Origin of the sequence: Achromobacter sp. NPDC058515 (genome assembly GCF_042721735.1) — a bacterium.
Taxonomy (GTDB): domain Bacteria; phylum Pseudomonadota; class Gammaproteobacteria; order Burkholderiales; family Burkholderiaceae_B; genus Achromobacter.
Window position 1 is genome coordinate 265,986 of sequence record NZ_JBHXNI010000002.1, and the last position, 25,312, is coordinate 291,297.

A 25,312-nucleotide genomic window follows, 5' to 3' on the forward strand; every position below is an offset into this window, starting at 1 on the left:
GCCGGCTCAATCTGTAGCACCCCTCATGCGGGTGTCAGACACCGGATACTGGAGGTGTCTGACACCCCTGGAACGCCGGCTCAAGCTGTCGCGTCCCTCATGCGGGTGTCAGACACCGGATAGATAGCTGGTGTCTGACACCGGATAGCTGCACCGGCGCCCGACACCAGCGGGCCGCAGGCCCGCCCTCGCTTTACTTGTAGACGGTCTTCGAACCGTCTTTGTGCCAGGTGAACACGTCGAACTGGAAGTTCGTCAGGTCGCCCTGCTTGTTCCACGACACCTTGCCGATGGGGGTCTCGAAGGAGTTGGCATGTAGGTACTTGGCGACCTTGGTCGGGTCGTCGCTGCCCGCGCCCTTGATGCCGTCCGCGATGACCTGGGTGGCCGTGTAGGCCGTCATCTGGAACGCGCCGCCGGGGTTGCGCTTCTTGGCTTCGAACGCCTTCACGATGTCGGCGTTGGCGGCGTTCTGGGTGAAGTCGGCCGGCAGCGTCACGAGCATGCCTTCGACCGCGTTGCCCGCGATGGCGTTGATGTCCGGGTTGCCGGTGCCTTCCGGACCCATCCAGCGCGCCTTCACGCCCTGCTCGGCGGACTGGCGCAGCAGCAGGCCCATTTCCGGGTGATAGCCGCCGTAGTAGACGAAGTCCACGCCCTGGCTCTTGAGCTTGGTGATGACGGCCGAGTAGTCGCTGTCGCCGGCATTGATGCCTTCGAAGAACGCGACGGTCACGCCGCCCTTTTCCAGGTCGTTCTTGACCGCCGTGGCGATGCCCTGGCCGTAGGACTGCTTGTCATGCAGCACCGCGACCTTCTTCGGCTTGATCTTTTCCAGGATGAACTTGGCGGCGGCCGGGCCTTGCTGGTCGTCGCGGCCGATCGTGCGGAAGATGAACTCGTAGTTCTTGCCGTCGGTCAGCGCCGGCGACGTGGCCGACGGCGTGACCATGACCACGCCTTCGTTGTTGTAGATGTCCGCGGCGGCGATGGTGGCGCCCGAGCACACGTGGCCCACGACGAAACCGATCTTGCTGTTGACGACGCGGTTGGCGGCGACCGGGCCTTGCTTGGGTTCGCAACCGTCGTCGATCACGACGGTTTCCAGCTTCTTGCCGTTGATGCCGCCGGCGGCGTTGATGCGCTCGACCGCGGTATCGACCCCTTCACGGACCATATCGCCATACTGGGTGACCGCGCCCGTGGTGGGGCCGACGACGCCGATCTTGATGGTTTGGGCTTGGGCGGCCGCGCCAAACGTCAAACCAGCGGCGACTCCCAGCGCTGCGATGACCGGGGTCAGACGAAATACTGGCTTCATGAGTGGACTCCTCTAATGACTTGTAATCGTTAGTTCGTTAACCGGGCGGACGCCGGATATTTTGTAAAGTCACGCCCCGTTACGGTGCATTTGCACGGCAAGCATACACTGAAATATCGTCGTAATTCGCGGCTGCGGGGCCCGCTTTTCGGCGGGTTTTTTATTGCACTGCGGCATGCGCGAGGCCGGCACGGCTTATTCCAAACACCGTATATGCAAAAGACGATTTATTCGTTTGAGTTACTAAAGCGGCGCGGCATCATGCGCCCATGAGACTCCAACCGATAATCGTCCCGGGCTGGAAAAACTCCGGACCCGAACACTGGCAATCCCGCTGGCTCGAATTGCTGCCCCATGCGCAGCGCGTCGAGCAGCGCGATTGGGAGAATCCCCGGTCGTCGGATTGGATATCCCGGCTGGCCGCCGACGTCGACAGCGCCCGCAGCCCGGTCCTGCTCGTCGCCCACAGCCTGGGATGCCTGATCAGCGCCGCGCTGCCCGTGCCCTTGCGCGCCAAGGTCGCCGGCGCGCTGCTGGTCGCGCCCGCCGACGTGGAACGTTCGGACGCGCCTGCGTGCCTGCGCGAATTCGCGCCCATCCCGCGCCAGCCCCTGCCTTTCCAGAGCGTGGTCGTCGCGAGCGACAACGATCCCTATTGCGCGCTGGAGCGCGCCCGCGCCTTCGCCGCGGACTGGGGCAGCCGCGTGGTCGTGATCCCCGGGGCTGGCCACATCAATGCCGACAGCGGCCTGGGCGACTGGCCCCAAGGCTTGAAGCTCCTGGGCGCGCTGCGCCGCCGCGCCTCCTGGCGCGTGTCTCCGCCGCCCGAGCGCATCTCGCCGATTCCGATCCGGCCCTTGTCGCACCAGACTTGAGCTGCGCGGGCCCGGCGCGCGTCCGCGCGCCGTTCATGACGTGTAAACACGCTGACACCCATGTAAGAAGCCGTTCCAGGCCGACACACCCGAGGGCGGCGTTCGTCCCTGCCCACGAGTGGCGGGACGAAAAAGGCCGCGCAACGTTGGCATTAAGAATGTCGGGACTTGAAATATTTGGGGGCAGCATGCCCTCTAGAATCCCCCGGTCTCTTGCGCTGCCGCCTGCCCGACGCGCGCCTGCGGGCCACGCGGCCCCGCCCGGTCCGGCCGTGCAGCCGGACCTCCTCTTGCAGCAGAGGCCCCAACAACAACGCTGTCAACCAGCTCTTGCTAGAAGGATTTTGAATGGCAAAGCGTGTTGCCCTCATTGGACTTTCGTTCCGATTTCCCAGCACTGATTCCCTGCGCTATTGGCCCGACCTTTTACAGGGCCGCGACCTCGTCACCGAGATCGACCCGGACCGCTGGGCCACCGCCACCTACCACCACCCCTTGCGCGAGCATCCCGGCACCGCCTATTCGCGCGCTGCGGGATCCCTGGGCGACGTGTCCGGATTCGACGCGGCGTTCTTCGGCATCTCGCCGCGCGAAGCCGGCCTGATGGACCCGCAGCAGCGGATCCTGCTGGAGCTCGCGTGGGAAGCGATGGAGAACGCGGCCATCAAGCCGTCCTCGCTGCGCGGCAGTGACTGCGGCGTCTATATCGGCATCGCCAGCGCGGACTACTCCTACCGCATGGCCGAGGACCTGGGCGTGATCGACGCCTCGTTCGCCACGGGCAACACCAACAGCATCGCCGCGAACCGGCTCTCCTACACCTACGACCTGCGAGGCCCCAGCATGGCGGTGGATACCGCGTGCTCCTCGTCGCTGGTCGCGTTCCACCAGGCCTGCCGCGCCATCGAGTCGGGCGACATCTCCCAGGCGCTGGCGGGCGGCATCAGCCTGCATCTGCACCCCTACGGCTTCCTGATTTTCTCCAAGGCCTCGATGCTCTCGCGCCAAGGGCGCTGCAACGTGTTCGACGCCGCCGGCGACGGCTACGTGCGCTCCGAGGGCGGCGGGCTGTTCATGCTGAAGGACTATGACCTGGCGGTCGCGGACGGCGACCGCATCCTGGCCGTCGTCGCCGGCACCGGCGTCAACACCGACGGCCGCAAGTCCGGCCTGACCGTGCCCAGCGCCGACGCGCAGGCAACGCTGCTGCGCCAGGCCTATGACCGCGCGGGCATCCTGCCGGAAGACGTGGACTACCTGGAGGCGCACGGCACCGGCACGCCGGTCGGCGACCCGATCGAGACCCGCGCCATCGGCATGGCGCTGGGCCAGCGCCGCCCCGCCGGCAAGCCTCTGCCCATCGGCTCCATCAAGAGCAACATGGGCCACCTCGAAGCGGCCTCCGGCGTGGCCGGCCTGGTCAAGGCGGTCTACAGCCTGCAGCACCGGACCGTGCCCGCCACGATCGGCGTGCGCGAACTGAACCCCGCCATCCTTGCCGACGAGTGGAACATCGACATCGTGACGCGCACGCATGCGCTGCCCGCGACGGGGCGCCTGGTCATCGGCGTGAACTCGTTCGGCTTCGGCGGCGCCAATGCGCACGTGATCCTGCACACGCCCGACGCGCAGGCGCCCGCGCGCCCCGCCGCCGCGGCGGCGGCCGCCTCGTCCGCCCTGCCGCTGATCGTTTCGGCGCGCACCCCGCAGGCGCTCAAGGCCGCCGCCCGCGATCTGGCCGAGCACCTGCAGACCGTTTCCGGCGCGGCGCTCTATGACGTCGCCCATCAGGCCGCCCTGAAGCGGGATCTCCATGAGCACCGGGCGCTGGCCTGGTGCGCGGACCGCGACGAGGCGGCGGACCTCCTGCGCCGCTATGCCGAGGGCGAAGACTCGCCCGCCGTGCAGGCGGCCGAAGGCCTGCCCGACCCGCAAGGCCCGGTGTTCGTGTATTCGGGCAACGGATCGCAATGGGCCGGCATGGGCCGGCGGTTGCTGGACGACCCGGCGTTCCGCCAGGCCATCGACGAGGTGGACGCGCTGTTCGCGCCGCTTGCGGGCTATCGCCTGGCCGACGAACTGGCCGGGCAGCTCGACGGCTCGCGCTATGCGCGCACCGAGTTCGCGCAGCCTGCCCTCTTTGCCCTGCAAGTGGGCGTGACCCGCATGCTGGCCGGACAAGGCGTCAGGCCGCGCGCCGTCGTGGGCCACAGCGTGGGCGAAGTCGCCGCGGCCTGGGCCTGCGGCGCGCTGTCCCTGGCCGACGCGGTGCAGGTGATCCATCACCGCAGCCGGCTGCAAGGCGAGACCCGCGGCAGCGGCCAGATGACCGCCATCGGCGTGGACGGCGCCAGCGCCCAGGCGCTGCTGGCCGAGCTGGGCCTGGCGCCCGCGCTGGTCGTCGCCGGCTACAACAGTTCAAGGGGCGCAACGATCGCCGGCAGTCCCGCGGCGCTCGCCCAGCTGGAAGCCGCCCTGCAGCAGCGGGGCGCGGCCAGCAAGCGGCTGGACCTGGACTACGCTTTCCACAGCCCCGCGATGGACGGCCTGGCGCCGGCGCTGGCCGACGCGCTCGGCGCCCTGCGTCCGCTTGCGCCGTCCTGCGATTTCTATTCCGCCGTCACCGGCGCAAGGCTGGCCGACGACGCGCTGGACGCGGACTACTGGTGGCGCAACATCCGCCAGCCGGTGCGCTTCGAGCAGGCCCTGACGCTGTGCGTGGCCGACGGCTACAACCTCTTCGTCGAGGTCGGTCCGCACGCCGTCCTGCGCGGCTACGTCAGCGATGCCTTGAAGCGCGCCGACCGTCCCGGCCGCGTGCTGGCGACGATCACGCGCGGCGAGGACGAGCCGCGCAAGGTGGCCTCAGCCGCCGCGCAGGCCATCCTGAGCGGCGTAAGCGTGGACTGGCGCGGCCTGTTCCCCACCGAGGGGCGCCCTCACGCCTTGCCCGCCTATCCGTGGCAGCGCGAGCGCCACTGGTATCCCGACACCCCGCAATCGCTGGGGCTGCTGCATCGCCATCGCGTGCATCCCCTGCTGGGCTACCGGCTGGCCCAGCATGAACTGACCTGGGAAAACCAGCTCGACACGCACTCGCATCCGGAACTGGCGGACCACGTCGTGGGAGAGGCGACCGTCTTTCCCGGCGCGGGTTTCGTGGAGATCGCCCTGGCCGCCGCGCTGGAGCGTCGCCCGGACGCCTGCGTCGAACTCGAAAACCTGGAAATCCACACGCCCCTCCTGCTCGCGGCCGCGCCGTCCAAGCTGCTGCGCTGCGCGATCGAGCCCGAGGACGGACGCCTGCGCATCCTGGCCCGCGAACTGGGCAGCGACGACGCCTGGACCCGGCACGTGACCGCAAGGGTCCGCCCCGAACCCGGCGCCGCGCTGCTGACGACGCCCATGCCCGCGCTGCCCGACCGGCAAGCCGATTTCGGCGCGGACGACCACGCCGCGCTGACCGCGGCGTTCGGCCTGCATTACGGCCCTTCGTACCGCCTGGTCGAACAAGGCTGGCGCCTGGATCCGTCCACCTTGCTGGCGCGCCTGCACCCTTGCGCGCAGGAAACGCCCGGCCACCTGGAGCCGGCCCGCCTGGACAGCGCCTTCCAGATGGCGGTGCACCTGCTCGAAGGCCTCGCGTCGATGGGCCTGGGCATGGCCTTCGTGCCCGCCCGCATCGGCCGGCTCGCCTTGCGCACCGATGCGGGCCAGCCGCGCTACGCACAGTTGCGCGTCACGCGCCGCTCCCCGCATGCGCTGACCGTGGATATCGCCCTGTACGCCGAAGACGGCGCGCAAGTCGCCGCGCTCTCCGAAGTGAGCCTGCGCGGCATCCGCCTCATCAAGAAGGCCGAGGACCGCCTGAGCTTCATCGACGAGGCGCTCACGCCCCGCCCCAGGCCCGACGGCGCCGCCGCCGCGCCCTTGCCCAGGCTGCGCCAGGCCCTGTCGGAGGCGCTGGAAAAGGCCGCGCAGGACCCCGGCTACGCCTGCTACGCCGACGAAGCCGAACCGCTGCTGGATGCGCTGTGCGACCGCTATGGCGTCGAGGCCTTGCGCGCGCTGGCGGACCTGCAAGGCGACATCGCCGACTCGGCCCTGCTCAAGCTGCGGACCCGGACACCCGGGCTCGCGTCCCTGCTGGACATCCTGCTCGCGCGCGCCGAGACGGCCGGCGCCGCCGAGCGCACCCCCGCCGGCTGGTGGATTGCCGCCGGGCAGGCCGACGAAACCACCGCCGGCGACATCTGGAATGCGCTGGTGCGCGACTACCCGGCCCACTTCGCGCCGGCGCTGGCCGCCGGCCGCATCGGCCTGCACCTGCCGGCCCTGCTGCAAGGCATTTCCAGCGCGGACGACGTCGCCTCGCCGCTCTTCTCCCCGCGCGACCTGGGCAGCCATCTGCTCGCCGCGCCCGCCCGCCAGCAGCTTGCGCAGTCGCTGGGCTCTGTCCTGTCCGACGCCCAGGCGGGCCTGCCCGCCGGCCGCCGGTTCCGCATGCTGGAAATCGGTGCGCAGGCGCCCCTGCTGGGCGCGGACTGCTGCGCCTTGCTGGATTTCACGCGCGCGGACTATTGCTTCGCCACCGCCACCGAAACGGGCTTGGAGGCCGCGGCCGGACGGCTCGCCGCGCATCCGGACGCCACGCTGCGCCTTATCGGCGCAGCGTCGGACGCCGGACCCGCGGCCCCCGAGCCCGTGGACCTGGCCATCGTGCAATGCAATTTCGACACGCTGGCGCAGACCCGCGCCGCCCTGCACGATGCGCGCTCCCGGCTCGCGCCGGGCGGCTCCCTGATCGTCGTGGGGCACCACCCCGCGCACTGGGCCGACTTCGTGTTCGGCGTCCATGACGCCTGGTGGTCGGACGCGAGCGACGGCGGCCGGACGTCCATGCAGCAGGCACCCGCCTTCTGGCGCCATGAACTGCAGGCGCTGGGCTGCGCCTGCGAGGCCCCGCTGGAACTGAGCCCGGGCGCCATCGCCGGCGCCTATCTGCTGCTGGCGCGGGCGGGCGAACTGACGGACGCGGCCAACGCCGACCCGGACGCGCCTGCCGCCGGCCGCTGGCTGGTGCTTGCCGACGACCAGGGGCCGGGCGCCGCGCTCGCCGCCACGCTGACCCGCGAACTGCGGGACAAGGGCCTGAGCGCCACGCACCTGGGACTGGACCCGGCGGCGTCGCCCGATACGCTCCCGGCCATCGCGCAGGCGGAGCATTACGACCACATCCTGCACGCGGCCGGCCTGTATGGCGCGGGCGGCGATGCGCAGGCGGCCTGCGGGTCGCAGGCGCGGCGCTGCGCGCTGGCCGCCGCCGCGCTGCGCGCAAGCGAGAAGCATGGCCGGCCCGCCACCTTGTGGCTCCTGACCGCCGGCGCGCGCACGCCCGGCGACCAGCCCGCCGCCGCCTTGCGAGACCTTGCCGACGCGGCCTTGTGCGGCTATGGCCGCAGCATCATGAACGAATCGGCCGGCACCGCTGTGCGCCTGGTGGACCTGCCCGTGGCGCCGGAAGCGGCGCCCGTGGCGGCCCTGCTGCGGGAACTGACGGACCCGGACGCCGAGCGGGAACTCGTGCTGAACGCCCAGGGTGCGCGCTATGCGCCGCGCCTGCGCGTCGTGGCGCGGCCGCTTGCCCGCGTGTCCGCGCCCGTGGGCGCGACGGTCCGCAGGCTCGGCTTCGAACTGCCTGGCCAGTTGCGCAACCTGCGCTGGGAAAGCCACCCAGCGCGGGCGCCGGGCGACGACGAACTTGAGATCCAGGTCCACGCCACGGGCCTGAATTTCCGCGATGTCATGTACACGCTGGGGCTGCTGGCCGACGAGGCGCTGGAGAACGGCTATGCCGGCGCCAGCCTGGGCCTGGAATTCGCGGGCACGGTCCTGCGCGCCGGCGCGGGCGTCACGGATTTTGCGCCCGGCGACGCCGTCCTGGGCTTCGGCCCGGCCAGCTTCTCCGACCGCGTGCTGACCACGACGACCGCCGTCGCCGCCATTCCGCAAGGCATGAGCTTCGAGGCGGCCGCCACCATCCCCAGCACCTTCTTCACCGTGTACTACGCCCTGCATCATCTGGCGCGCCTGGCTCCCGGCGAGAAGGTCCTGATCCATGGCGCCGCGGGCGGCGTGGGAATCGCGGCGATCCAGTACGCCCAATGGCTGGGCGCCGAAATCTATGCCACGGCGGGCTCTGGCGAGAAGCGCGACTTCCTCCGGATGATGGGGGTGGCGCACGTCTTCGATTCGCGCTCCTTGTCGTACGCGGATGAAATCCGCGCGCTGACCGAGGGCCGCGGCGTGGACGTGGTGCTGAACTCGCTGTCGGGCGAGGCCATCCGCCGCAACCTGGACGTGCTTGCGCCCTTTGGCCGCTTCCTGGAACTGGGCAAGCGGGATTTCTACGAAGACACCCGCATCGGCCTGCGTCCCTTCCGCAACAACATCAGCTACTTCGGCATCGATGCCGACCAGCTCCTGTCGGCCCGCCCCGAACTGGCGCGTTCCCTGTATGCGCAGATGATGGAGCTGTTCCGCGACGGCGCGCTGCACCCGCTGCCGCAGCGCTGCTTCGAGGCGCGCGACGTAGTCGACGCCTTCCGCTACATGCAGCAGTCCCGCCAGATCGGCAAGATCGTCGTGACCTACCGCAACGGCCTGCCCGAAGACGCCGCGCCTCCCGCGCGGCAGACGCTGGCGCTGGCGGCAGACGGCAGCTACCTGGTCAGCGGCGGCCTGTCCGGCTTCGGCCTGCGCACCGCGCAATGGCTGGCCGGCAAGGGCGCGCGCCACCTGGTGCTTGCCGGACGCAGCGGGCTGGCGTCGGACGAGGCCAGCGCCGCCGTCGAGGCCCTGCGGGCGCGCGGCGTGCAGGTCATGGCCGAAGCCTGCGACGTGGCCGATGCACAGGCCGTGGAGGCCCTGCTGGCTCGCGCAAGAGCCGCCTTTCCGCCCCTGCGCGGCGTGGTGCATGCCGCCGCCGTCATCGAGGACGGGCTCGCGGCCGGCGCAAGCGCGGACCGCATCGCGCGCGTGCTGGCGCCGAAGATGCAGGGCGCCGCGGTGCTGCACGAATTGACGCGAGACGATCCGCTGGACCTCTTCGTCCTGTTCTCGTCGGCCACCACGCTTTTCGGCAACCCCGGGCAAAGCGCCTACGTGGCCGCCAACGCCTGGATGGAATCGCTGGCGCGCCAGCGGCAGTCGCTGGGCCTGCCGGTCGCCTGCGCGCGCTGGGGCGCCATCGGCGACACGGGCTATCTGGCCCGCAACGAGGCGATCAAGCAGGCGCTTTCCCACCGCATGGGCGGCGCCGCGCTGAGCGCCGCCAGCGCGCTGGACGCGCTGGAAGACATGCTGGTGTCCGGCGCCAGCGGCCTGGGCGTCCTGGAGCTGGACTGGCATGCGCTGGCCCGGCACCTGCCGGGCGCCGCCGCGCCGCGCTATGCCGACATCGCCCGCCAGGCGGGCGAATCGGCGGACGACGCCGGCGATCCGGACGACCTCTTGGCCCAGCTCGACGAGCTGGACGATGCCGAGCTGGGCGCGCGCGTGATCGAGATGCTGAAGCAGGAAGTCAGCGAGATCCTGCGTGTGCCGCGGGACAAGATCGACCCATCCCGGTCGCTCTACGACATCGGCCTGGACTCCCTGATGGGCGTTGAGCTGGTGGTGGCGCTGGAGGGCCGCTTCGGCATCCGCCTGCCCGTCATGGCGCTGAGCGAGAGCCCGACGCTGGACAAGCTGAGCGCGCGCCTGATCACCGCCCTGCGCGGCGACAGCCGCCCGCCGGCCGGCGACGACATTGCCGCCCATATCGAGCTGGTGGCTTCTCAACATGCGACGCAGGTCGCGCCCGAGCACGTGGACGCCATCGCCAGGCGCGTCCGCTCGGGCCAGGCGGAGGCAGGACAAGGAATGACCCAATGACGCAGGACAGAACCGCCCCGGGCGCCCGGCCCGGGCTGGCGGCCAGCATCAAGCAAAAGCTCATCCAGGAATCGCTGCAGCGCAAGCTGCGCGGCGCCGAACGCCAGGCGCCGGCGGCGGACGCCGCCGGCAGCCATGCCCAGGTGCCCGAGCAGCACTACCGCTTTGCGCTGCATCCCGGATACCAGCAGCTTCGCATCCTCAGCGAAGGCGCCGCCACCCTGGGCGTAAGCAGCCCGTTCTTCAAGCTGCACGAGGGCAACGCCGGCGCGTCCACGCACATCTCGGGCCAGCCTTACCTGAATTTCGCCAGCTACAACTACCTGGGCCTGTCGGGCGACCCGGAGGTGGCGGCCGCGGCCAAGGCCGCGATCGACCGCTACGGCACCTCGGTATCGGCCAGCCGCCTGGTCTCGGGCGAGCGGCCGGTGCACCGCGAGCTGGAACAGGAGCTCGCGCGCCTCTACGGCGTTGATGACTCGGTCACCTTCGTCAGCGGCCATGCCACCAACGTCTCGACCCTGGGCTTTCTGTTCGGGCCCAATGACCTGATCGTGCATGACGAGCTGATCCACAACAGCGTGCTGCAGGGAATCCAGCTGTCGGGCGCGCGGCGGCTGTCGTTTCCCCATAACGACGCCGATGCGCTGGACGCCCTCCTGGCCGGCAACCGCCGCCAGTTCGAGCGCGTGCTGGTGGTGCTGGAAGGGATCTACAGCATGGACGGCGACTACCCCGACCTGCCCCGCTTCGTCGAGGTGAAGAACCGCCATCGGGTGTTCCTGATGGTGGACGAGGCGCATTCGCTGGGTGTCATGGGAAAGCGCGGCCATGGCATCCGCGAGCATTTCGGGCTGCGTGGCGGCGACGTCGACATCTGGATGGGCACCTTGAGCAAGACGCTGGCGGGCTGCGGCGGCTACATCGCCGGAGAACGCGCGCTGATCGATCATCTGAAATTCCTGGCCCCCGGCTTCCTCTACAGCGTGGGCATGCCCCCGCCCGTCGCCGCCGCCAGCCTGGCGGCGCTGGGCCGCCTGCACGCGCTGCCCGAGCGCGTCGCGGCCCTGCAGGCGCGGGGCGCGAGCTTTCTTGCCCAGGCGCGCCAAGCCGGCGTCGACACCGGCACCAGCACCGGACTGGCCATCGTGCCGGCCATCGTCGGCAACTCGCTCAGGGCCGCCAAGCTGTCGGCCGCGCTGTTCGCCCGCGGCATCAACGCGCAGCCCATCCTGTATCCCGCGGTGGCCGAGAAATCGGCGCGGCTGCGCTTTTTCCTGTGCAGCCAGCACACCGAGGCCGACATCGCGACGGCAGTCAGCGCGCTGGCGCAGGAACAGGCGCGCCTGTAGGCGGCCTCGGCCCGGCTCACGCGCCGGGCATCAATCCCATGTGAAACAGGAACAGCCGCGCAAGATCCGTCGCGGCGATCTCGCGGGCGACAGGCCGGCCCGCATGGCCGGCGCGCCACACCAGATAGTCCGTCGCGCCGTCCGGCGCGCCCAGCTCGCGGTACACCCCCGGCATGATGGGCACGTGGTCTCCGTAGATGCACAGGCCGGCGGGCCGCGGCAGATCCGCCAGCGCGTCCGCCAGCGACGTGAACATCGTATCCGCGTTGCGCAGGTGGCGGCAGTACGCGACCAGATCGGCGCAGCCGGGCGGCAGCGCCTGCGCGCACACGGCTGCCTCGTCCCGAGCCTGCACGCGCTCCCAGTGCAGCGGGCCGTGGTTCTCCATGGTGATGACGTGCACATACAGCGGCTGCGAGCGCTCGCGGCGCAGCAGCGCCGCCACGCGCTCCGCCACGGCGCGGTCGCCCACGTAGGGCTCGCCCTCCTGGGGCGCGTCAAACGCCGAGATATCGATGAACTCATCGAATCCCAGCATCGGCAGCACGCGGTCCCTGCCGTAGAAGCTGGCGTGATACGGATGCACGCAGATCGTGCGGTAGCCCATCCCGCGCAAATAGGTCGCCATCGTGTCCAGCCCGCTGCGCGCCAGGCGCCGGTAAGGCTGATAGCGATGCACGCCCTGCTCGCGCAGCGCCAGGCCCGACAGGAACGCGAATTCCGTGCGGACGGTGTTGGCGCCCCAGGACGCCACGCGCAGCCGGCCATGCGCGCAAGCCCGCGCGCGCAATGCGTCGAATCCGCTCAGCAGGTCCGCCCGCAATTGCGGATACAGCGGGCGCGGGTCGAAGAACGATTCGCTCTGCACGGCGACCAGGTCCGGCAATGGGGCGGCCGGCGCCGGCGCCGCCCGCGAGAACGGCGTGTCCGGCGGCCCGGCGATCCGGCGTTCGGCGCGCGCATAGCGCCATAGCGACATGACCAGGCCCAGCCGGCGCAGGTCCTTGCGCGCCGAGAACGAGACCTTCACGGCCCTTGAGGCCGCCCATGCCGCCAGGCCGGCGCCGCCCGCGCCCAGCGCCAGCGCGACGGGCCAGGCGCGCGCGGCGTTCTCAAGCAGCAGTCCCGCGGCCACGGCCAGCGCCACGCCGGCTGCCACCGCGAGCGCCCTGCCGATTCCCAGGAATGGCAGGTACAGCCTGGGATGCCGGATCGCGTCGGTGAAGTACTCGAAGTCGGCCCATACGAAGGGTTCCCGCAGCGCCTGGTATTTCGCATTGTTCACGGCGACGATGAGGCCGAACACCGCCAGCAGGATGCCCGCCGCGAAGTACGGCCGCCCCACGATGGCCCACACGCAGGCAAACGCCAGGAGCCACACTCCCGCGTGCAGCGCCACGGCGCTGAGCGGGCGGCGCCAGGGCGCGCGCGGGCGCGGGGCCAGGCCCGCTTCCAGCAGCCACGTCGCCAGCAAGCCGCCGGCCAGCGGCGCGGCAACGGCGCACCAGACCGGATCAGGCACCGTAACCCAACCCGCGCAGCATCCAGCCGGCGCAGGCGGGCGCCGTGACCAGCATCGATCCGGGCGCGCGCGTCATGCGCATTCCTCCAGCACGGAGCGGTCCCGCTCCATCCGGTCCGCGGCGTGGCGCAAGGCCAGGCCGATGCCGTCCGCGCAGTAAAAGCCGCCGTTGATCTGGGTGGCATGCACCACCGCCGCCTTGAACTGCCGGAAGAACACCGGGTCCGGCGGCTCCGCGCCTTGCCAGAATTCGTCCAGTGTCCCCTGGAACGTCAGCCCCGCAAGGTGGTAGACGGCGGCGCTGAGCGCGATCGTCGGGCGGCCCAGCTCAAGCGCGGCCGCGCCCACCGTGCTGTTCACGGTGACCACGCCCGCCGCCCGCGCCAGCAGGCTCGGCAGGTGTCCCTTTTCCAGGTAGACCACCCTGTCCTCCACGCCGAACATGCGCGCCAGGTCCCGCACGCCGCTTTCATGGCGCGCCACGCCCGGGTCCAGGGGGTGGTTCTTCACGATCAATAAACTGCCGGCCGGCGCGAACGCCGCGAATGAGGCCAGCACCAGCGCGGCCACCTGCCGCATGCTGCGAAAAGGCGAGTGATGCTGGATCTGCGCATCGCCATCCAGCTGCAAGGGGAACAGATAGTAGGGCGCGGCCCCCGCCGCCACCCGCGCAACCGCCACGGCGTCGGTGCGGCCGCGCAGGCGCAGCTTGACCGCCCGGCGCACGTAGGCGCCGTATTCCCGCGCCGCGCCATAAGGCGCATGGGTGCGGTAGCGCGGATAGCAGGCGGGGTTGAGCGCTCCGCACAGATGATAGGCAACGTCGTGGGCGGCCCGGTTCCAGAACGGCGACCGGAACGGCTGCGGGTCCGGCGCAGGCGCCAGCCGCTGGCCCACATCGCGATACCAGTCCGGCTCCCGGGGCAGCGCCGAATGGGCGTTCACGCCGCCGCGCTCCAGGGTCACCCAGTGCGGACGGAAATAGCCTTCTTCGAAGACATGGGTTCTCAGCCCGCGGCTGCGCGCCAGCGCGACCGCCGGGCGATGCACCGGCCGGCAATCGCCGAACAGCACGATATCCGTCGCCCCGCAGGCCTCCAGCACGCGCTCGTAGTACCGGTCCAGCGCATCGGCGCGTCCCCGGAAGGACCATGCCCCGCCGCGCCGCCAGTACGCCGCGTCGCCGACGGTGAAGTTCACCTTGCCCACGGCATGGCCGCGCGCCGCGAGCTCGCCGCCCAGGCGTTCAAAGAACGGCGAGCAGACGCCCTGCAGGAACAGGAAGGAACGGCTCATGGGGCAAACCGCGCCCGCAGCAGGGTGTCCAGCTTGCGCCACTGGCGGCGCGCATAGCCCACCCGCAGGCGGGCAAGCTTGCCCTCGCGCGCCAGTTCGTCGCGCGTTTCCACGATACGGTTCAGCACCGCCTCGCAGGTGGTGTAGCCCTTGAGCTCCCAGTCCCAATACAGCGGATACCGGAGCAGGACGCCGGCCACCAGCTCGTCCAGCGTCAGCGGGCGGTCGCGCCGGGCCACGGCCAGGCGGTCCTCGGTGAGGCCCCAGCCCGCGTAGAACGGCCGTCCGTGCGTCACCACCCGCTTGCCGCGCAGCAAGGCGTCAAAGCCCGACAGCGAGGTCATGGTGTGCACGACATCGCAGGCGTCGATGCAGGACACGACCGACGCCTCGGTTTCCACATGGTCCGCCAGCGCCAGCAGGGCCGCCGGAGCCACCGCGCCGCGCCGGTTGCCGGAGGCAACATCGGGATGCGGCTTGTACACGATGTAGGCGTCGGGATGGCTGCGGCGCGCCTGCCGCAGGAGTTCTAGGTTGGTGGCCACGCCGTCGCAGCCCAGGCGCACCGACACGTCGTCCTCCACCTGCCCGGGCACCAGCACGACTTCCTTGCCCCGGGCCGGCCACTGCACGGCGCGGGTCGGCTCCAGGTTGTACTTGGTGATGCCGTGCGCCACCATGAAGGCGCGCACTCGCCTGGCCGTGGCCAGTTCGCCGGCGGAAAAGCGGGCGCGGTTCAGCTCCTGTTCCAGGTCGCTGGGCCGGGTCGGATCAAAATACATGCCCTGCCCGTCCAGGGCCAGGCTCAGCGGTCGGATCAGGTCCGATCCCAATCCCACCGACCGCACAAAACCGTCCTCGACCCGCAGCACGGGGCATCCCGCAAGCCGCGCCAGTTCGGCCAGCCCATCGGGCGGCTGCGCGCTCCAGTGGACCAGCGCGTCGCCGGGCCCCAGGCCCAGCGCCTGCGCGCGCCGCGCATCCGGCACGAACACCACGCGTTCCGCCTGCAACGCCAGCATCGGACGGATGTTGGCCGCCTTCCAGCGCCGGAATCCCACGCCGATCAGCCTGCGGGGCAGGCGCTCGGCCATGGTCCGCTGCCGCAGCAGCCAGCCGATGGCGTCGAAAATGCTGCCCTGCCGGTGGCTCACCGGATCAAGGTAGCGCGTGTAATGGAAGTACGCCGCGGCAAACAGGGTTTCCAGGCTGTGCCTGCGCGTGCGGCGCGGGCAGGCCTGGCGGTCCTGCGTAAGCCCCCAGCCGGCGTACCACGGCATGCCGAAGCACGTGACGGGCCGGCCCAGCATCAGGGCCTCGAATCCCATCTGCGAACTGACCACATAAACGTGGTCCACCTGCTCCAGCAGGGCCAGCGGATTCACCTCGTCGCGCAGCATCAGCGTGTCGGCGTCGCCGGACATGCCGGTGAGATAGCCCTGCTTCTGGCCCGCGCTGACCTCGGGGTGCGTCTTCACGATGCACAGGGCGCCCGGATGCTCGCGCCGCGCGGCCTCGACCATCTGGACAAACGTGTCCGCCGAGGCGCCGCCCAGCGCGACGCTCATATCGCCCGCCGTCTGGTCCACGATGAGGACGCGCTTTCTTCCCTTGGCGCCGGGCAGCGCCGGACTGGTGTTGCCGACGTGGTTGTACTTGGACAGGCGATGCCGCCGGATCAGGTCCATCGACTCGGCCACGTCTTCCTCGATGCCGGCCAGCAGGTCCTCGTCCGAGGCCAGCATGCGTTCAAGCGCGGACTCGCGGGTCGAATCGTAGTAGATGCCCACGGGGTCGACCACCATCGAAATCGTGGGAACGCCGCCGCCCGTGCCGAACGACCGCAGGAATCCGTCCTCCAGCGCAAGATAGGGCACGCTCAGTTCGGCGGCCCGCCGGCGGGCGGTCTCGGCCGAGGGCCGCAGCCCCCAGCCGGCCACTGCGTCAGGGCGTCGCCCCGCCCTGCCCCGCAAGCCGTTGCCGCGCGCGACCGGCGCGCCCAGCAAGGCTTCCAGGAAGGGAATTCGGGCGATCCCGGCGGAATGGATTTCTATCATGCTCGACCGGCGCGGCTCACAGGCGCAGGTCCGAATCGGCGGGCGACAGCACGTACTTCAGGTCGTACAGCACGTGTTGCGCCTTGCCGAGCTTGCGGATGCCCTCCGCGCCCATCGCCTTGAACTGGTTGTGCGCCACCGCGAGGATCACGGCGTCGTACTTGCCTTCCTCGGGCTTGTCCACCGGGGTCAGGCCGTATTCGTGCACGGCTTCCTCGGCGTCGACCCACGGGTCGTAGACGTCCACGTCGACGTTGTAGTCGCCCAGTTCACGGACGATGTCCACGATGCGCGTGTTGCGCAGGTCGGGGCAGTTTTCCTTGAAGGCCAGGCCCATCACCAGCACGCGCGCGCCCTGCACATGGATGCGGTTCTTGGTCATGGTCTTGACCAGCTGCGACACCACGTAGCCGCCCATCGAGTCGTTCAGGCGGCGGCCCGCGAGGATGATCTCCGGGTGGTAGCCGATGGATTGCGCCTTGTGCGTCAGGTAGTACGGGTCCACGCCGATGCAGTGGCCGCCCACCAGGCCCGGGCGGAACGGCAGGAAGTTCCACTTGGTGCCCGCGGCGGCGAGCACGGCTTCGGTGTCGATGCCCATCTTGTTGAAGATCAGGGCCAGTTCGTTGATCAGCGCGATGTTCACGTCGCGCTGCGTGTTCTCGATCACCTTGGCCGCTTCGGCCACGCGGATGCTGGAGGCCTTGTGGGTGCCGGCGGTGATGATCTGCTTGTAGAGCTGGTCGACCAGTTCGGCCACTTCGGGCGTGGAGCCGGAGGTGACCTTCTTGATCGTGCTGACGCGGTGTTCCTTGTCGCCCGGGTTGATGCGCTCGGGGCTGTAGCCGGCGTAGAAGTCCACGTTGAACTTCAGGCCCGACACGCGTTCGAGCACCGGCACGCAGTCTTCCTCGGTCGCGCCCGGATAGACGGTGGACTCATAGATGACGATGTCGCCGCGCTTGAGCACGGCGCCGATGGTCTCGCTGGCCTTGACCAGCGGCGTCAGGTCCGGCTGCTTGTATTCGTCGATCGGGGTGGGCACGGTCACGATGTACACGTTGGCCTGGCCCAGCTGGGCGCGGTCGGCGGTGTACGACAGATGCTTCGCCTCGCCCAGCTCGGCCTCGCTGACTTCCAGCGTCTGGTCAAAGCCCGATTGCAGGCTGTCGATCCGGCGGCTGTTGATGTCAAAGCCGATCACGGCGCGCTTCTTGCCGAACTCCACCGCCAGCGGCAGGCCGACATAGCCCAGGCCGACAACGGCCAGCTTCACATTCGACAGGTTCACAGGTTGTTGGGACATTTCATACCTCTAAGAGAATCAATAGGTACCGACGCGCTGGCCGACAATCAACACCTGCACGATGGGAGTAATGATCTTTTCCCATTCGTACATAGGCGCGTTGCTGACGTAGACGACGTCTTCGGGGAGCAATTCGAACTGCTTGGCCAGGAACATGGATTCGGGATTGCGCATGTTCAGGCGGAACACAATGGGCTTGGGCGCGCCATCTACGGTCTTGCCGTCCAGGCGGAAGACAAAGACCCCGGTGGCGTCCGCGGCCCGGTCATTCAGCCCGCCGGCCACGCCCAGCGCGTCCAGCAGGTTGGTCTGTTTGGAGGGCAGCTCATGCAGGCCGGGCTTGGTCAGCGCGCCCATCGCGACAAAGCGCTTCAGGTTGGGCTCGACGACCAGTTCGGAACGCGGCTCGACCGACACGTTCCTGCCGTTGAGCAGCTCGTGATACGGGATGCGGGTCACGTTGCGGCCGTGGCGAATGACCACGTCCGCCTGATAGGCGGGCAGCGTCGATCCGCCCGCCAGCGTGATGGCGTCCAGCGCGGTCAACGGCGCCTTGATGCCGCCAAACCGGCCGGGACGCGGCACCGCGCCCGCCACCAGCACCGAATTGCTGCGGTCGTCGGCCAGGTCCACCATCACCTGGGGCTTGACCGCGGCGGAGTTCTGCAACCGGCCCTTGATCATTTCCTCGATGGCGGGCAAGGACTTGCCCTGCACCTTCAGCCTGCCGGCATACGGCAAGGAGATGGCGCCGTTCGCGTCCACGCGCACCGCGTCGAACACCGTGCCGCCCGCCGCCAGCGGCGCGAACAGCCCGCCTTCGACGCTGTCGGCCACCAGCACGCGCATGACGTCGCCCGGCATGACGCGGATATTGCCCGCATAGCCTTCGGACGTGATGCCGTCGTCCTTGCGGGTCCGGTCCAGCAGGTACGGCGCGATCGTGCCCGCCTGCAGATCGACCAGCTCGTAATTGGCGGGGGCCGACGAATCCGTGGGGCCGCTCATGATGGCCGAGCGCGTGGGGCCCGAACCCGAAAGCAGGCTGCACCCCGACAGCAAGGCCAGGGCAAAGACTGCGGTAAAGCGTAAAACTCGTGTATTCATGACTCCGTTCCGATGTTCCGGCCGAGGGCGAAAAAGCCGCAAGGCTTCGCGGTTTCCGCCTTGTCCGGCACTAGTAGGAATTGACATAGCAATTGACGGTGGACGCGATCATCCGCTCCAGCGAGAAACGGGCCGTGGCCCAGCCGCGCGCCTTCTCGCCGATCTCCGGATCGTTCCGGCACATTTCCCGCATCCGTTCCATGGCGCGCACCACGGCGGCCGCCTCCACCTCGCCGCTGGGCAGGGTCAGGCCCGTCACGCCTTCCTGCACGGCCTCGCCCGCGCCGCCGGCCAGCGTGGTCACGACGGGTACGCCCGAGAACTGCGCCTCGATCAGCACGTTGGGCAGGCCCTCAAACCGGGACAGCAGCATGAAGGCGTCAAAGTGCGTCAGCCAGAAGCCCACGCGGCGGGAAATGCCCGTGAAGAGGATGCGGCCGTCCATGCCCAGGCGCTGCGCAAATTCCTTGACCGGCTCCAGCAGCGGCCCGCCGCCGACCATGACAAAGCGCGCATCCGGGTTGGACTGCGCATACAGGTGCGCGGCCTCGACCCACAGGAAGGGGCGCTTGTTGTCGTCCACGCGCATGACGGTGCCAAAGACAAAGCCGTCGTCCGGCGCCGTCGCCTTGAAGTCCCGCCACATCCGCATGCAGGCCTCGTCCTGGGTGGGCGGCAGCGGCGCGAGTCCGTTGTAGACCACCGGGATGCGCCGCTCGTCCAGGCCCAGCCAGTCCGCATAGCGCTTGGCCGCGAAGCTCGAATTCGAGCTCAGGGCCACGCCCCGCATACCCAGCACCGCGCGGTAGATCGTGTCGTACTCGACGCGGTAGCGGTCCGGGCGATCCACCGGCGGCATGGTCCGCACCGACAGCACAATGCGCGGCACCCCCGCCAGCAGGGCCGCCAGCGCGGTGGCGAAGATGGAGCCGTCCTGCCAGATATGCACCACCGACGGCACCGACGCGCGCATGACATCCGTCAGCTTGGAGGTGCCCTCGACGATCTGCTTGGGCAGAAAGCGCAGGTAGTCGCGGTAGATGGCCAGCAGCGACGACACCTCGCATCCGCCCCAGGCCTCCATGTCGGAATAGACCGCGACGGGGATATCGGCTTCCTTCAGGGCGGCCGCGAAGAAGTCCGCGCCTTCGCGGCTGCGCAAGGACCGGCACACCACCTGCACGGGGCCCAGCACGGGATATCCGGCAATCGAGCGCCCTTCCTGGATGGCGGACTGCAGCGCCACGGCGGTGTTGACGAACTGCCGCTCGGCGCCGCCGGCGCCCAGCGAACCGTTGATCATCAGGACAGGCCCGACAAACGACTCGTCGAAGGCCTCGTACTCGGCGTTGCGCCGGCGGCCGATCTCTTCGAACAGCCTTTCAAGCACAAGAATGCTGACCGGAATATCCCCGGACTCCCCTTCCACCCCGAGCCGCCGCAAGGCGATCAGGTCCACATTCAGGTCGCCCAGGCGGCGCGAGAGCTTGCGCCCGGACTCGCCCAGCACGCTCATTCCCGATTCCAGCGCCTGCCGCGCACGCCACGGGAAGCCCCGGCGCACCAGCGACTGCGCCCAGGCCGCATAGCCGTTCTCAAAGCGCGGATGCGCCTCGGTGAGCCGCGCGAAGCAGGCGTCGGCTTGCGCCGCATCGCCCAGTTCGTCCCAGCTCTTGGCCTCCAGCAGGATGTCCTTGGCCGCCACGCTGCCGCCCGAGAAATACAGCTCCATTTCCTTGCGGCCCGCGTCCGCGCCCAGCTGGCGCTTGACGCCGCGCAGCATCAGGATGAAGGCGTCGGGCGAGTCGGGAAACCTCTGGTGGATGCCGCGCCACACGAGCAGGCTGTCGTCGGGCCGGTGCGCGGCTTCCAGGCTGCGCGCCACCAGCACCTGGAACAGCTCCGTCTGCGGATGCTGCTGCACATAGCCCAGCAGCTCCGGGACCGCGCCCAGCGGATCGCCCGCCTTGATGCGGGATTCCAGCGCGTGGCGCGCCCGTTGCAGCAGGTCGCGCTCCGGCTCGGCGTGGTCGTCGCTGGCGTCAGCCAGGGCCGCCGCCAGCCGGTCGGACACCGCCACGGCGGGCGGCGCGTTGCCGCCGGCCGCCTTCTCGCCGGTGTCCGCGCGCCGCGGACGGCGTAGTTTGGAAAGCAGGGAGAACATGCCTTACCTCCTGTGTCAGCCGCCCGCTCAGGCGTGGTCCTTGATCGCGTACACGACGAGCACGCCCACGATCCAGAGAATGAAGAGCGCCAGGATGCCCAAGGCCGTGTCGACGATGCGGCGCGGATACAGGGACTCGTCCGCCATTTGCGGCTGCGAGGAGATCACCGTGTACAGGACCTGGCGCGACGCCAGCGCCCGCGCATCCTCCAGCGCCTTCATGGCGCCGGTGTAATAGGCTTCCGCGAACTGGCGCTGGGTCTCGGCGCCTTCGTATTCGCGCAGCAGGCTCGACAGCGCGCCCTTTTTGTCGGTCTCGCGCCCGCCGCTGATCTGATGGTCGTTCAGCGCGATCAGCTGCCGCTTGAGCGCCTCGTAGCGCGCCTCGACCCGCTCGTAGGCCGGGCCGCGCGACAAGCCGCCGCCGCGCAGGGCGTCCAGCTCCGCCGCCACGGTGGCGATGTCTCCGCGCACCTTGGCCGACAGGGCCAGGTTCGCCTCGGCTTCCTTGACCGGATCCTGCACGCCGGTGCGCGCGCGCAACTCCTGCACCTTGACCCGGGCGCCCACCAGGCGCTCCTCCGCCAGGCTCACCTCTTCGGTGGCAAAGCGGACGCTGTCCTCGCGCGACTTGACCGACATCTGGTTGACCAGCTTCTCGCTGGATTCCAGGATCGCCTGCGCCAGCGCCAGCGACTCTTCCGCGGAGAACGCGCGCACCTTCAGGATGATGGCGCCGGTGGACATGTCGAACTGGATGTCGACCATCCGGTTCCATTGGCGCCACAGGCCTTCCGCCGTGTCGTCCTTGTCCATGCCGTACCAGAAATCCAGCGCCGGGGCCGACCACATCTTGCGCAGGTCCAGCTTCTTATCCAGTTCCTGCACGATCTGGCGGGACTTCACGTAATCCACCACCGCGAAGGAGTCGACGAACAGCTCGGTCGTCATGCCGGCGCCGCCCGCCATCGGGTGGCTCTGCGATCCGGCGCCCGCCACCTGCGTCTGCGAGCCCGCCCGCAAGCCAAAGCGCGCTTCCGACACGTATTGCCCGGCGGCGATGAAGAACAGGTACAGCGCCAGCAGCAAGGCGGGCACGCCGATCACCGCGATGGCCGACCAGCGCAGGCGGCTCATCGTGGGCGGCGTGGTGTTGTCGGGCAAACGCGGCCCTGTATAGACTTTTTCCGTACTCGTCATCTTGTTACTCGTAGGTGTTCAATGGACGGCGCCCGCGGGCGGCGTGGAATCAGACGGCCGCGGCCGCCTCCTGGGGCGCCGCGGCATAGCGGGCGACGGTGTCCTTCATGGGAGCCACCTCGCTCAGCTTGCCGTCCTGCAAAATCATGCCGACCGAACAGAAGCGGGACGGCGACGTCGTTACGCTGGAGACGATGATCACCGTGGCGTCCTTGGAGCGCTCGGCGAAGACCTCCAGGCACTTGCGCTTGAAGGCGGGGTCGCCCACCGCGACCATCTCGTCCACGACATAGACATCGAACTTCAACGCCATCGAGATGCCGTAGGACAGGCGCGCCCGCATGCTGTTGGCGTAGGTCACCACCGGCAGGTCGTATGCCCTGCCCAGCTCCGAAAACTCGTATACGAAGCGTTCCACCTGCGCCACGTCCGCGCCATAGATCCGCGCGGCGAAGCGCACGTTGTCGCGGCCGGTCATGTTGGGGCTGATCGCCCCGGCAAAGCCCAGCGGATACGAGACCGTGGCATTGCGGTGCACCCGGCCGGAATCGGGCAACTCCATGCCGCAGATCATGCGGGCGAGCGTTGATTTCCCCGAGCCGTTGCCGCCCAGGATGGCCATGTTCTCGCCCTCGCGGAACGTGAACGAAATATCGTCCAGCACCCGCTTGATGCCCTTCTTGGAGCGGAACCCCTTCGAGATGTGCCTCAGTTCGAGCAAATTGCCCTCCATGACAGTGTTCTGGCGCGCGGGATCAACGGGAGTGCAGGCGGCGCCGGAACGCGCGCTCCATGCACAGGCCCAGGACCACGCTGGCAATCGACCACTTGATGAGATAGGACCTGTCGAGCGTGAGCGAACTGAAGTTGGCGAAGTAGCCCTCGCGAAACCACTCGATGGCGTGCACCAGCGGATTCCAGACGAGGACACGGCGCGCCTGGTCGGGCAGCGAGTCCACCAGATAGAACACGCCCGACAACAGGTACAGCGGCCGCGTGACGGCGCTGTAGATGCGCTCCCACGACTTGAACATCACGTTCAGCACCGCGTTGTTCAGGCCGATGCCAAAGCCCAGCAGGAACGTAAAGAAGGCCGCGGCTCCGCACTCCTCCACATGCTCGGGCAGGATCAGCTTGCCGCCCAGCATCACGATGAACAGCAGGATAAAGAAGACGATGATCCACGTCAGGCCCTGCAGCAGGGCCTTGGCGAACACGATGTCCATGTTCGTGACCGGCGGCAGCCGCAGCAGCTGCGCGTTCGACGAGATGGCGCGCGAGAGCTGCGAAGAGGTGTGGCTGAACAGGAAGAACGGCATGATCCCCGTGATGAAGAACATCTGCAGGTTCCCCATCGGCGATATCCGTCCCCAGACCATGTAGATGGCCGACAGCACCGCCACGTGCAGGATCGGCTCGATCAGCGCCCACAGGTAGCCCAGCCGCGTTCCGCCGAAGCGCACGCGCGTCTCCCGGAAGATCAGGGAGAGCACCACGCGCACCTGTACTTGCAACGCCGTCGCGCTCACCCGCCCGCTCCGCCTTGAATCATGCAACCCGCTCCCGATAATCGGCCGCGCTTGCGGCCAGGACCTGAATAGTGTTTTGAGCCCGGCTCGAACGGCGAACCGGAAAATCGGAACGAATGATAAGAGCCGCGCAAAGCCGGGTTGATTTCAATACTTATCAAATCAAATCAATCGTGGCCGGATTCAAGACTGACAAATAAATGAGGTATACGCAGCCCTATAATTAATCGATATTCTTCGCGCCGCCGCCCTGCTCACAGGGACGGACCCCTACCCGATGGAGCGGCGTCCCGCCGCCACGGACCAGATATTGCTTAACCACCTGTTCAATATTTATCAAAGAAAAGTACATAGGCTTACGCGGGCCCTGCGGCCCCATGAGCTCTATGAAAAATGGCCTGGAAACGCCGTTTTTCTCAACAGAATTGGATTATTTCTGACATCCTCGGATACATCCGACCCTTTTTTGGCTGAATTTCGCCTCGCGCGCGAGAGAGCCCGGCTGGAGGTCTCCGGAACGCCCCTCGAACTGGACGCCCGCCGCTATCGCGCACGGGTCTCCGATCATGAGCGGCGCCAGTACGCGCTGGCCCTGGCGCGGCTCGATCCCACGGCGGCGTCAGCCTGGCTGTCAGAGGGGGAATGGGACCTGAAGGCGGCCTTCGCGCTGGCGGCCGGCAACCTCGGCGCGGGCTTCGCCGCGGCTGGCCGGATGGCGCCAGACATTAAGAAATCCAAGGATTTGCATGCAATTCTTGCAGCATTGCACAGCCATGCCGGCGAATTCCGGCTTGCCCGTCAACATTTGAAATTTCTGTTAACCGATGCGTGCATTTCCGATTATGGCGATGACCGCCCCCTGGATATGCGGGATTTCCTGGGGAAAAACGGGGACTTACCGCCATCCGACCGGGACGGCGGCGCGCTGGTTTCTGTCATTATCTGTGCGTACAATGCGGCGCCTTTCATCGGAGCCGCCCTGCGCTCCGTGCTGAATCAAAACTATCCTAATGTTGAAATCATTTCGATAGATGACGGATCGTCGGATCACACATTCCAACAAATGCGGCAGTTGGCCGGCGAGAATCCGCGTATAACTGCACATCGCTTTCCCAATAATGGGGCCTACGCCTCCAGGAATATTGGATTGCGCCTGGCAAAGGGAGAATTCATTACCTTCCTGGACGCCGACGACATTATGTTGCCGCACCGCATCTCCTCGCAGCTTGCTGCGCTGGAGCAGTCCGGCGCGGCCGCCACGGTCAGCAGACTGATACGAATCACGGAGGATGGACGCCTTGCCGCACCACGCATCTACCCCTTTGTCCGCCACAACCCCTGCTCGCTCATGATGCGCCGTTCGACCGCACAGGCGGTGGGCGATTTCGACGAGTCGCGCTTTGGCGCGGACGAGGAATACGAACACCGCATCGCCTTGCGGCTGGGCAAGCCCGCGCTGCTGCGCACGCCGGACGTCCATACCCTGGCGCTGCATCGCGCCGGGTCGTTGACGCAATCGCCGGACTCCGGGCTGGCGACCGCGGCGGGCCGCCGGGCACGCATCGCTTACCGCGAGACCTGGATCCGCCGCCACCGCCAACTGGCGGCGCAGGGCCAGGCCGCCACTTTTTGAGTACTAGGATTCCAT

The 25,312-nt window shown here is 68.6% G+C and carries 14 protein-coding genes; 4 read left to right on the forward strand and 10 right to left on the reverse strand.

Features of this window, described 5'->3' with window-relative positions; translation table 11 throughout:
• Positions 1-193: 193 nt before the first annotated feature.
• Positions 194-1,321, reverse strand: a complete 1,128-nt coding sequence (locus ACFWP0_RS04500; RefSeq protein ID WP_377839984.1) for a branched-chain amino acid ABC transporter substrate-binding protein — start codon at positions 1,319-1,321, stop codon at positions 194-196.
• 269 nt (positions 1,322-1,590) lie between these two features.
• Here ACFWP0_RS04500 and ACFWP0_RS04505 point away from each other — a divergent pair, with 269 nt between their 5' ends.
• The 3 genes from ACFWP0_RS04505 to ACFWP0_RS04515 all read left to right on the forward strand — a co-directional run bounded on the left by ACFWP0_RS04505 (position 1,591) and on the right by ACFWP0_RS04515 (position 11,483).
• Positions 1,591-2,196, forward strand: coding sequence for an RBBP9/YdeN family alpha/beta hydrolase (locus ACFWP0_RS04505; protein WP_377839985.1), 606 nt, complete (start codon positions 1,591-1,593; stop codon positions 2,194-2,196).
• A 348-nt stretch (positions 2,197-2,544) separates the two neighbouring features.
• Positions 2,545-10,131: an SDR family NAD(P)-dependent oxidoreductase gene (locus ACFWP0_RS04510; RefSeq protein WP_377839986.1), complete on the forward strand. Its 7,587-nt coding sequence runs from the start codon at positions 2,545-2,547 to the stop codon at positions 10,129-10,131.
• Positions 10,128-11,483: an aminotransferase class I/II-fold pyridoxal phosphate-dependent enzyme gene (locus ACFWP0_RS04515; RefSeq protein ID WP_377839987.1), complete on the forward strand. Its 1,356-nt coding sequence runs from the start codon at positions 10,128-10,130 to the stop codon at positions 11,481-11,483. The genes ACFWP0_RS04510 and ACFWP0_RS04515 overlap by 4 nt, the downstream gene beginning before the upstream one ends.
• Positions 11,484-11,499: 16 nt before the next feature.
• Here the strand turns inward: ACFWP0_RS04515 and ACFWP0_RS04520 are convergent, their stop codons facing one another.
• The 9 genes from ACFWP0_RS04520 to ACFWP0_RS04560 all read right to left on the reverse strand — a co-directional run bounded on the left by ACFWP0_RS04520 (position 11,500) and on the right by ACFWP0_RS04560 (position 23,664).
• Positions 11,500-13,005, reverse strand: a complete 1,506-nt coding sequence (locus ACFWP0_RS04520; RefSeq protein WP_377839988.1) for an LTA synthase family protein — start codon at positions 13,003-13,005, stop codon at positions 11,500-11,502.
• Positions 13,006-13,077: 72 nt separating this feature from the next.
• Positions 13,078-14,301 (reverse strand): capsule biosynthesis protein, encoded by a 1,224-nt coding sequence (locus tag ACFWP0_RS04525; RefSeq protein WP_377839990.1) that lies wholly within the window; start codon positions 14,299-14,301, stop codon positions 13,078-13,080.
• On the reverse strand, positions 14,298-16,358 hold the full coding sequence (locus ACFWP0_RS04530; RefSeq protein ID WP_377839992.1) for a capsular polysaccharide biosynthesis protein: 2,061 nt from the start codon (positions 16,356-16,358) through the stop codon (positions 14,298-14,300). Before ACFWP0_RS04530 ends, ACFWP0_RS04525 begins: the two co-directional genes overlap by 4 nt.
• Before the next feature lie 16 nt (positions 16,359-16,374).
• The gene (gene tviB / locus ACFWP0_RS04535) at positions 16,375-17,664 is read right to left on the reverse strand and encodes a Vi polysaccharide biosynthesis UDP-N-acetylglucosamine C-6 dehydrogenase TviB (protein ID WP_377839993.1); all 1,290 of its coding nucleotides are present in this window, start codon (positions 17,662-17,664) and stop codon (positions 16,375-16,377) included.
• 18 nt (positions 17,665-17,682) lie between these two features.
• Entirely contained in the window at positions 17,683-18,771 is a 1,089-nt protein-coding gene (locus ACFWP0_RS04540) for a polysaccharide biosynthesis/export family protein (RefSeq protein ID WP_377839995.1), read from the reverse strand.
• 70 nt (positions 18,772-18,841) lie between these two features.
• The gene (locus ACFWP0_RS04545) at positions 18,842-20,935 is read right to left on the reverse strand and encodes a glycosyltransferase (protein WP_377839997.1); all 2,094 of its coding nucleotides are present in this window, start codon (positions 20,933-20,935) and stop codon (positions 18,842-18,844) included.
• A gap of 27 nt (positions 20,936-20,962) precedes the next feature.
• Positions 20,963-22,135 carry a capsule biosynthesis protein gene (locus ACFWP0_RS04550; RefSeq protein WP_377839998.1) on the reverse strand — a complete coding sequence of 391 codons (1,173 nt, stop codon included), beginning with the start codon at positions 22,133-22,135 and terminating at the stop codon, positions 20,963-20,965.
• A gap of 49 nt (positions 22,136-22,184) precedes the next feature.
• Positions 22,185-22,868 carry an ABC transporter ATP-binding protein gene (locus ACFWP0_RS04555; RefSeq protein ID WP_377840000.1) on the reverse strand — a complete coding sequence of 228 codons (684 nt, stop codon included), beginning with the start codon at positions 22,866-22,868 and terminating at the stop codon, positions 22,185-22,187.
• 22 nt (positions 22,869-22,890) lie between these two features.
• Positions 22,891-23,664 (reverse strand): ABC transporter permease, encoded by a 774-nt coding sequence (locus tag ACFWP0_RS04560; RefSeq protein ID WP_377840002.1) that lies wholly within the window; start codon positions 23,662-23,664, stop codon positions 22,891-22,893.
• A 277-nt stretch (positions 23,665-23,941) separates the two neighbouring features.
• On the opposite strand from ACFWP0_RS04560, the gene ACFWP0_RS04565 reads away from it, so the two are divergent.
• A complete protein-coding gene (locus ACFWP0_RS04565; protein ID WP_377840003.1) occupies positions 23,942-25,297 on the forward strand; it encodes a glycosyltransferase family 2 protein in 1,356 nt (451 codons plus the stop codon).
• Positions 25,298-25,312: the final 15 nt, after the last annotated feature.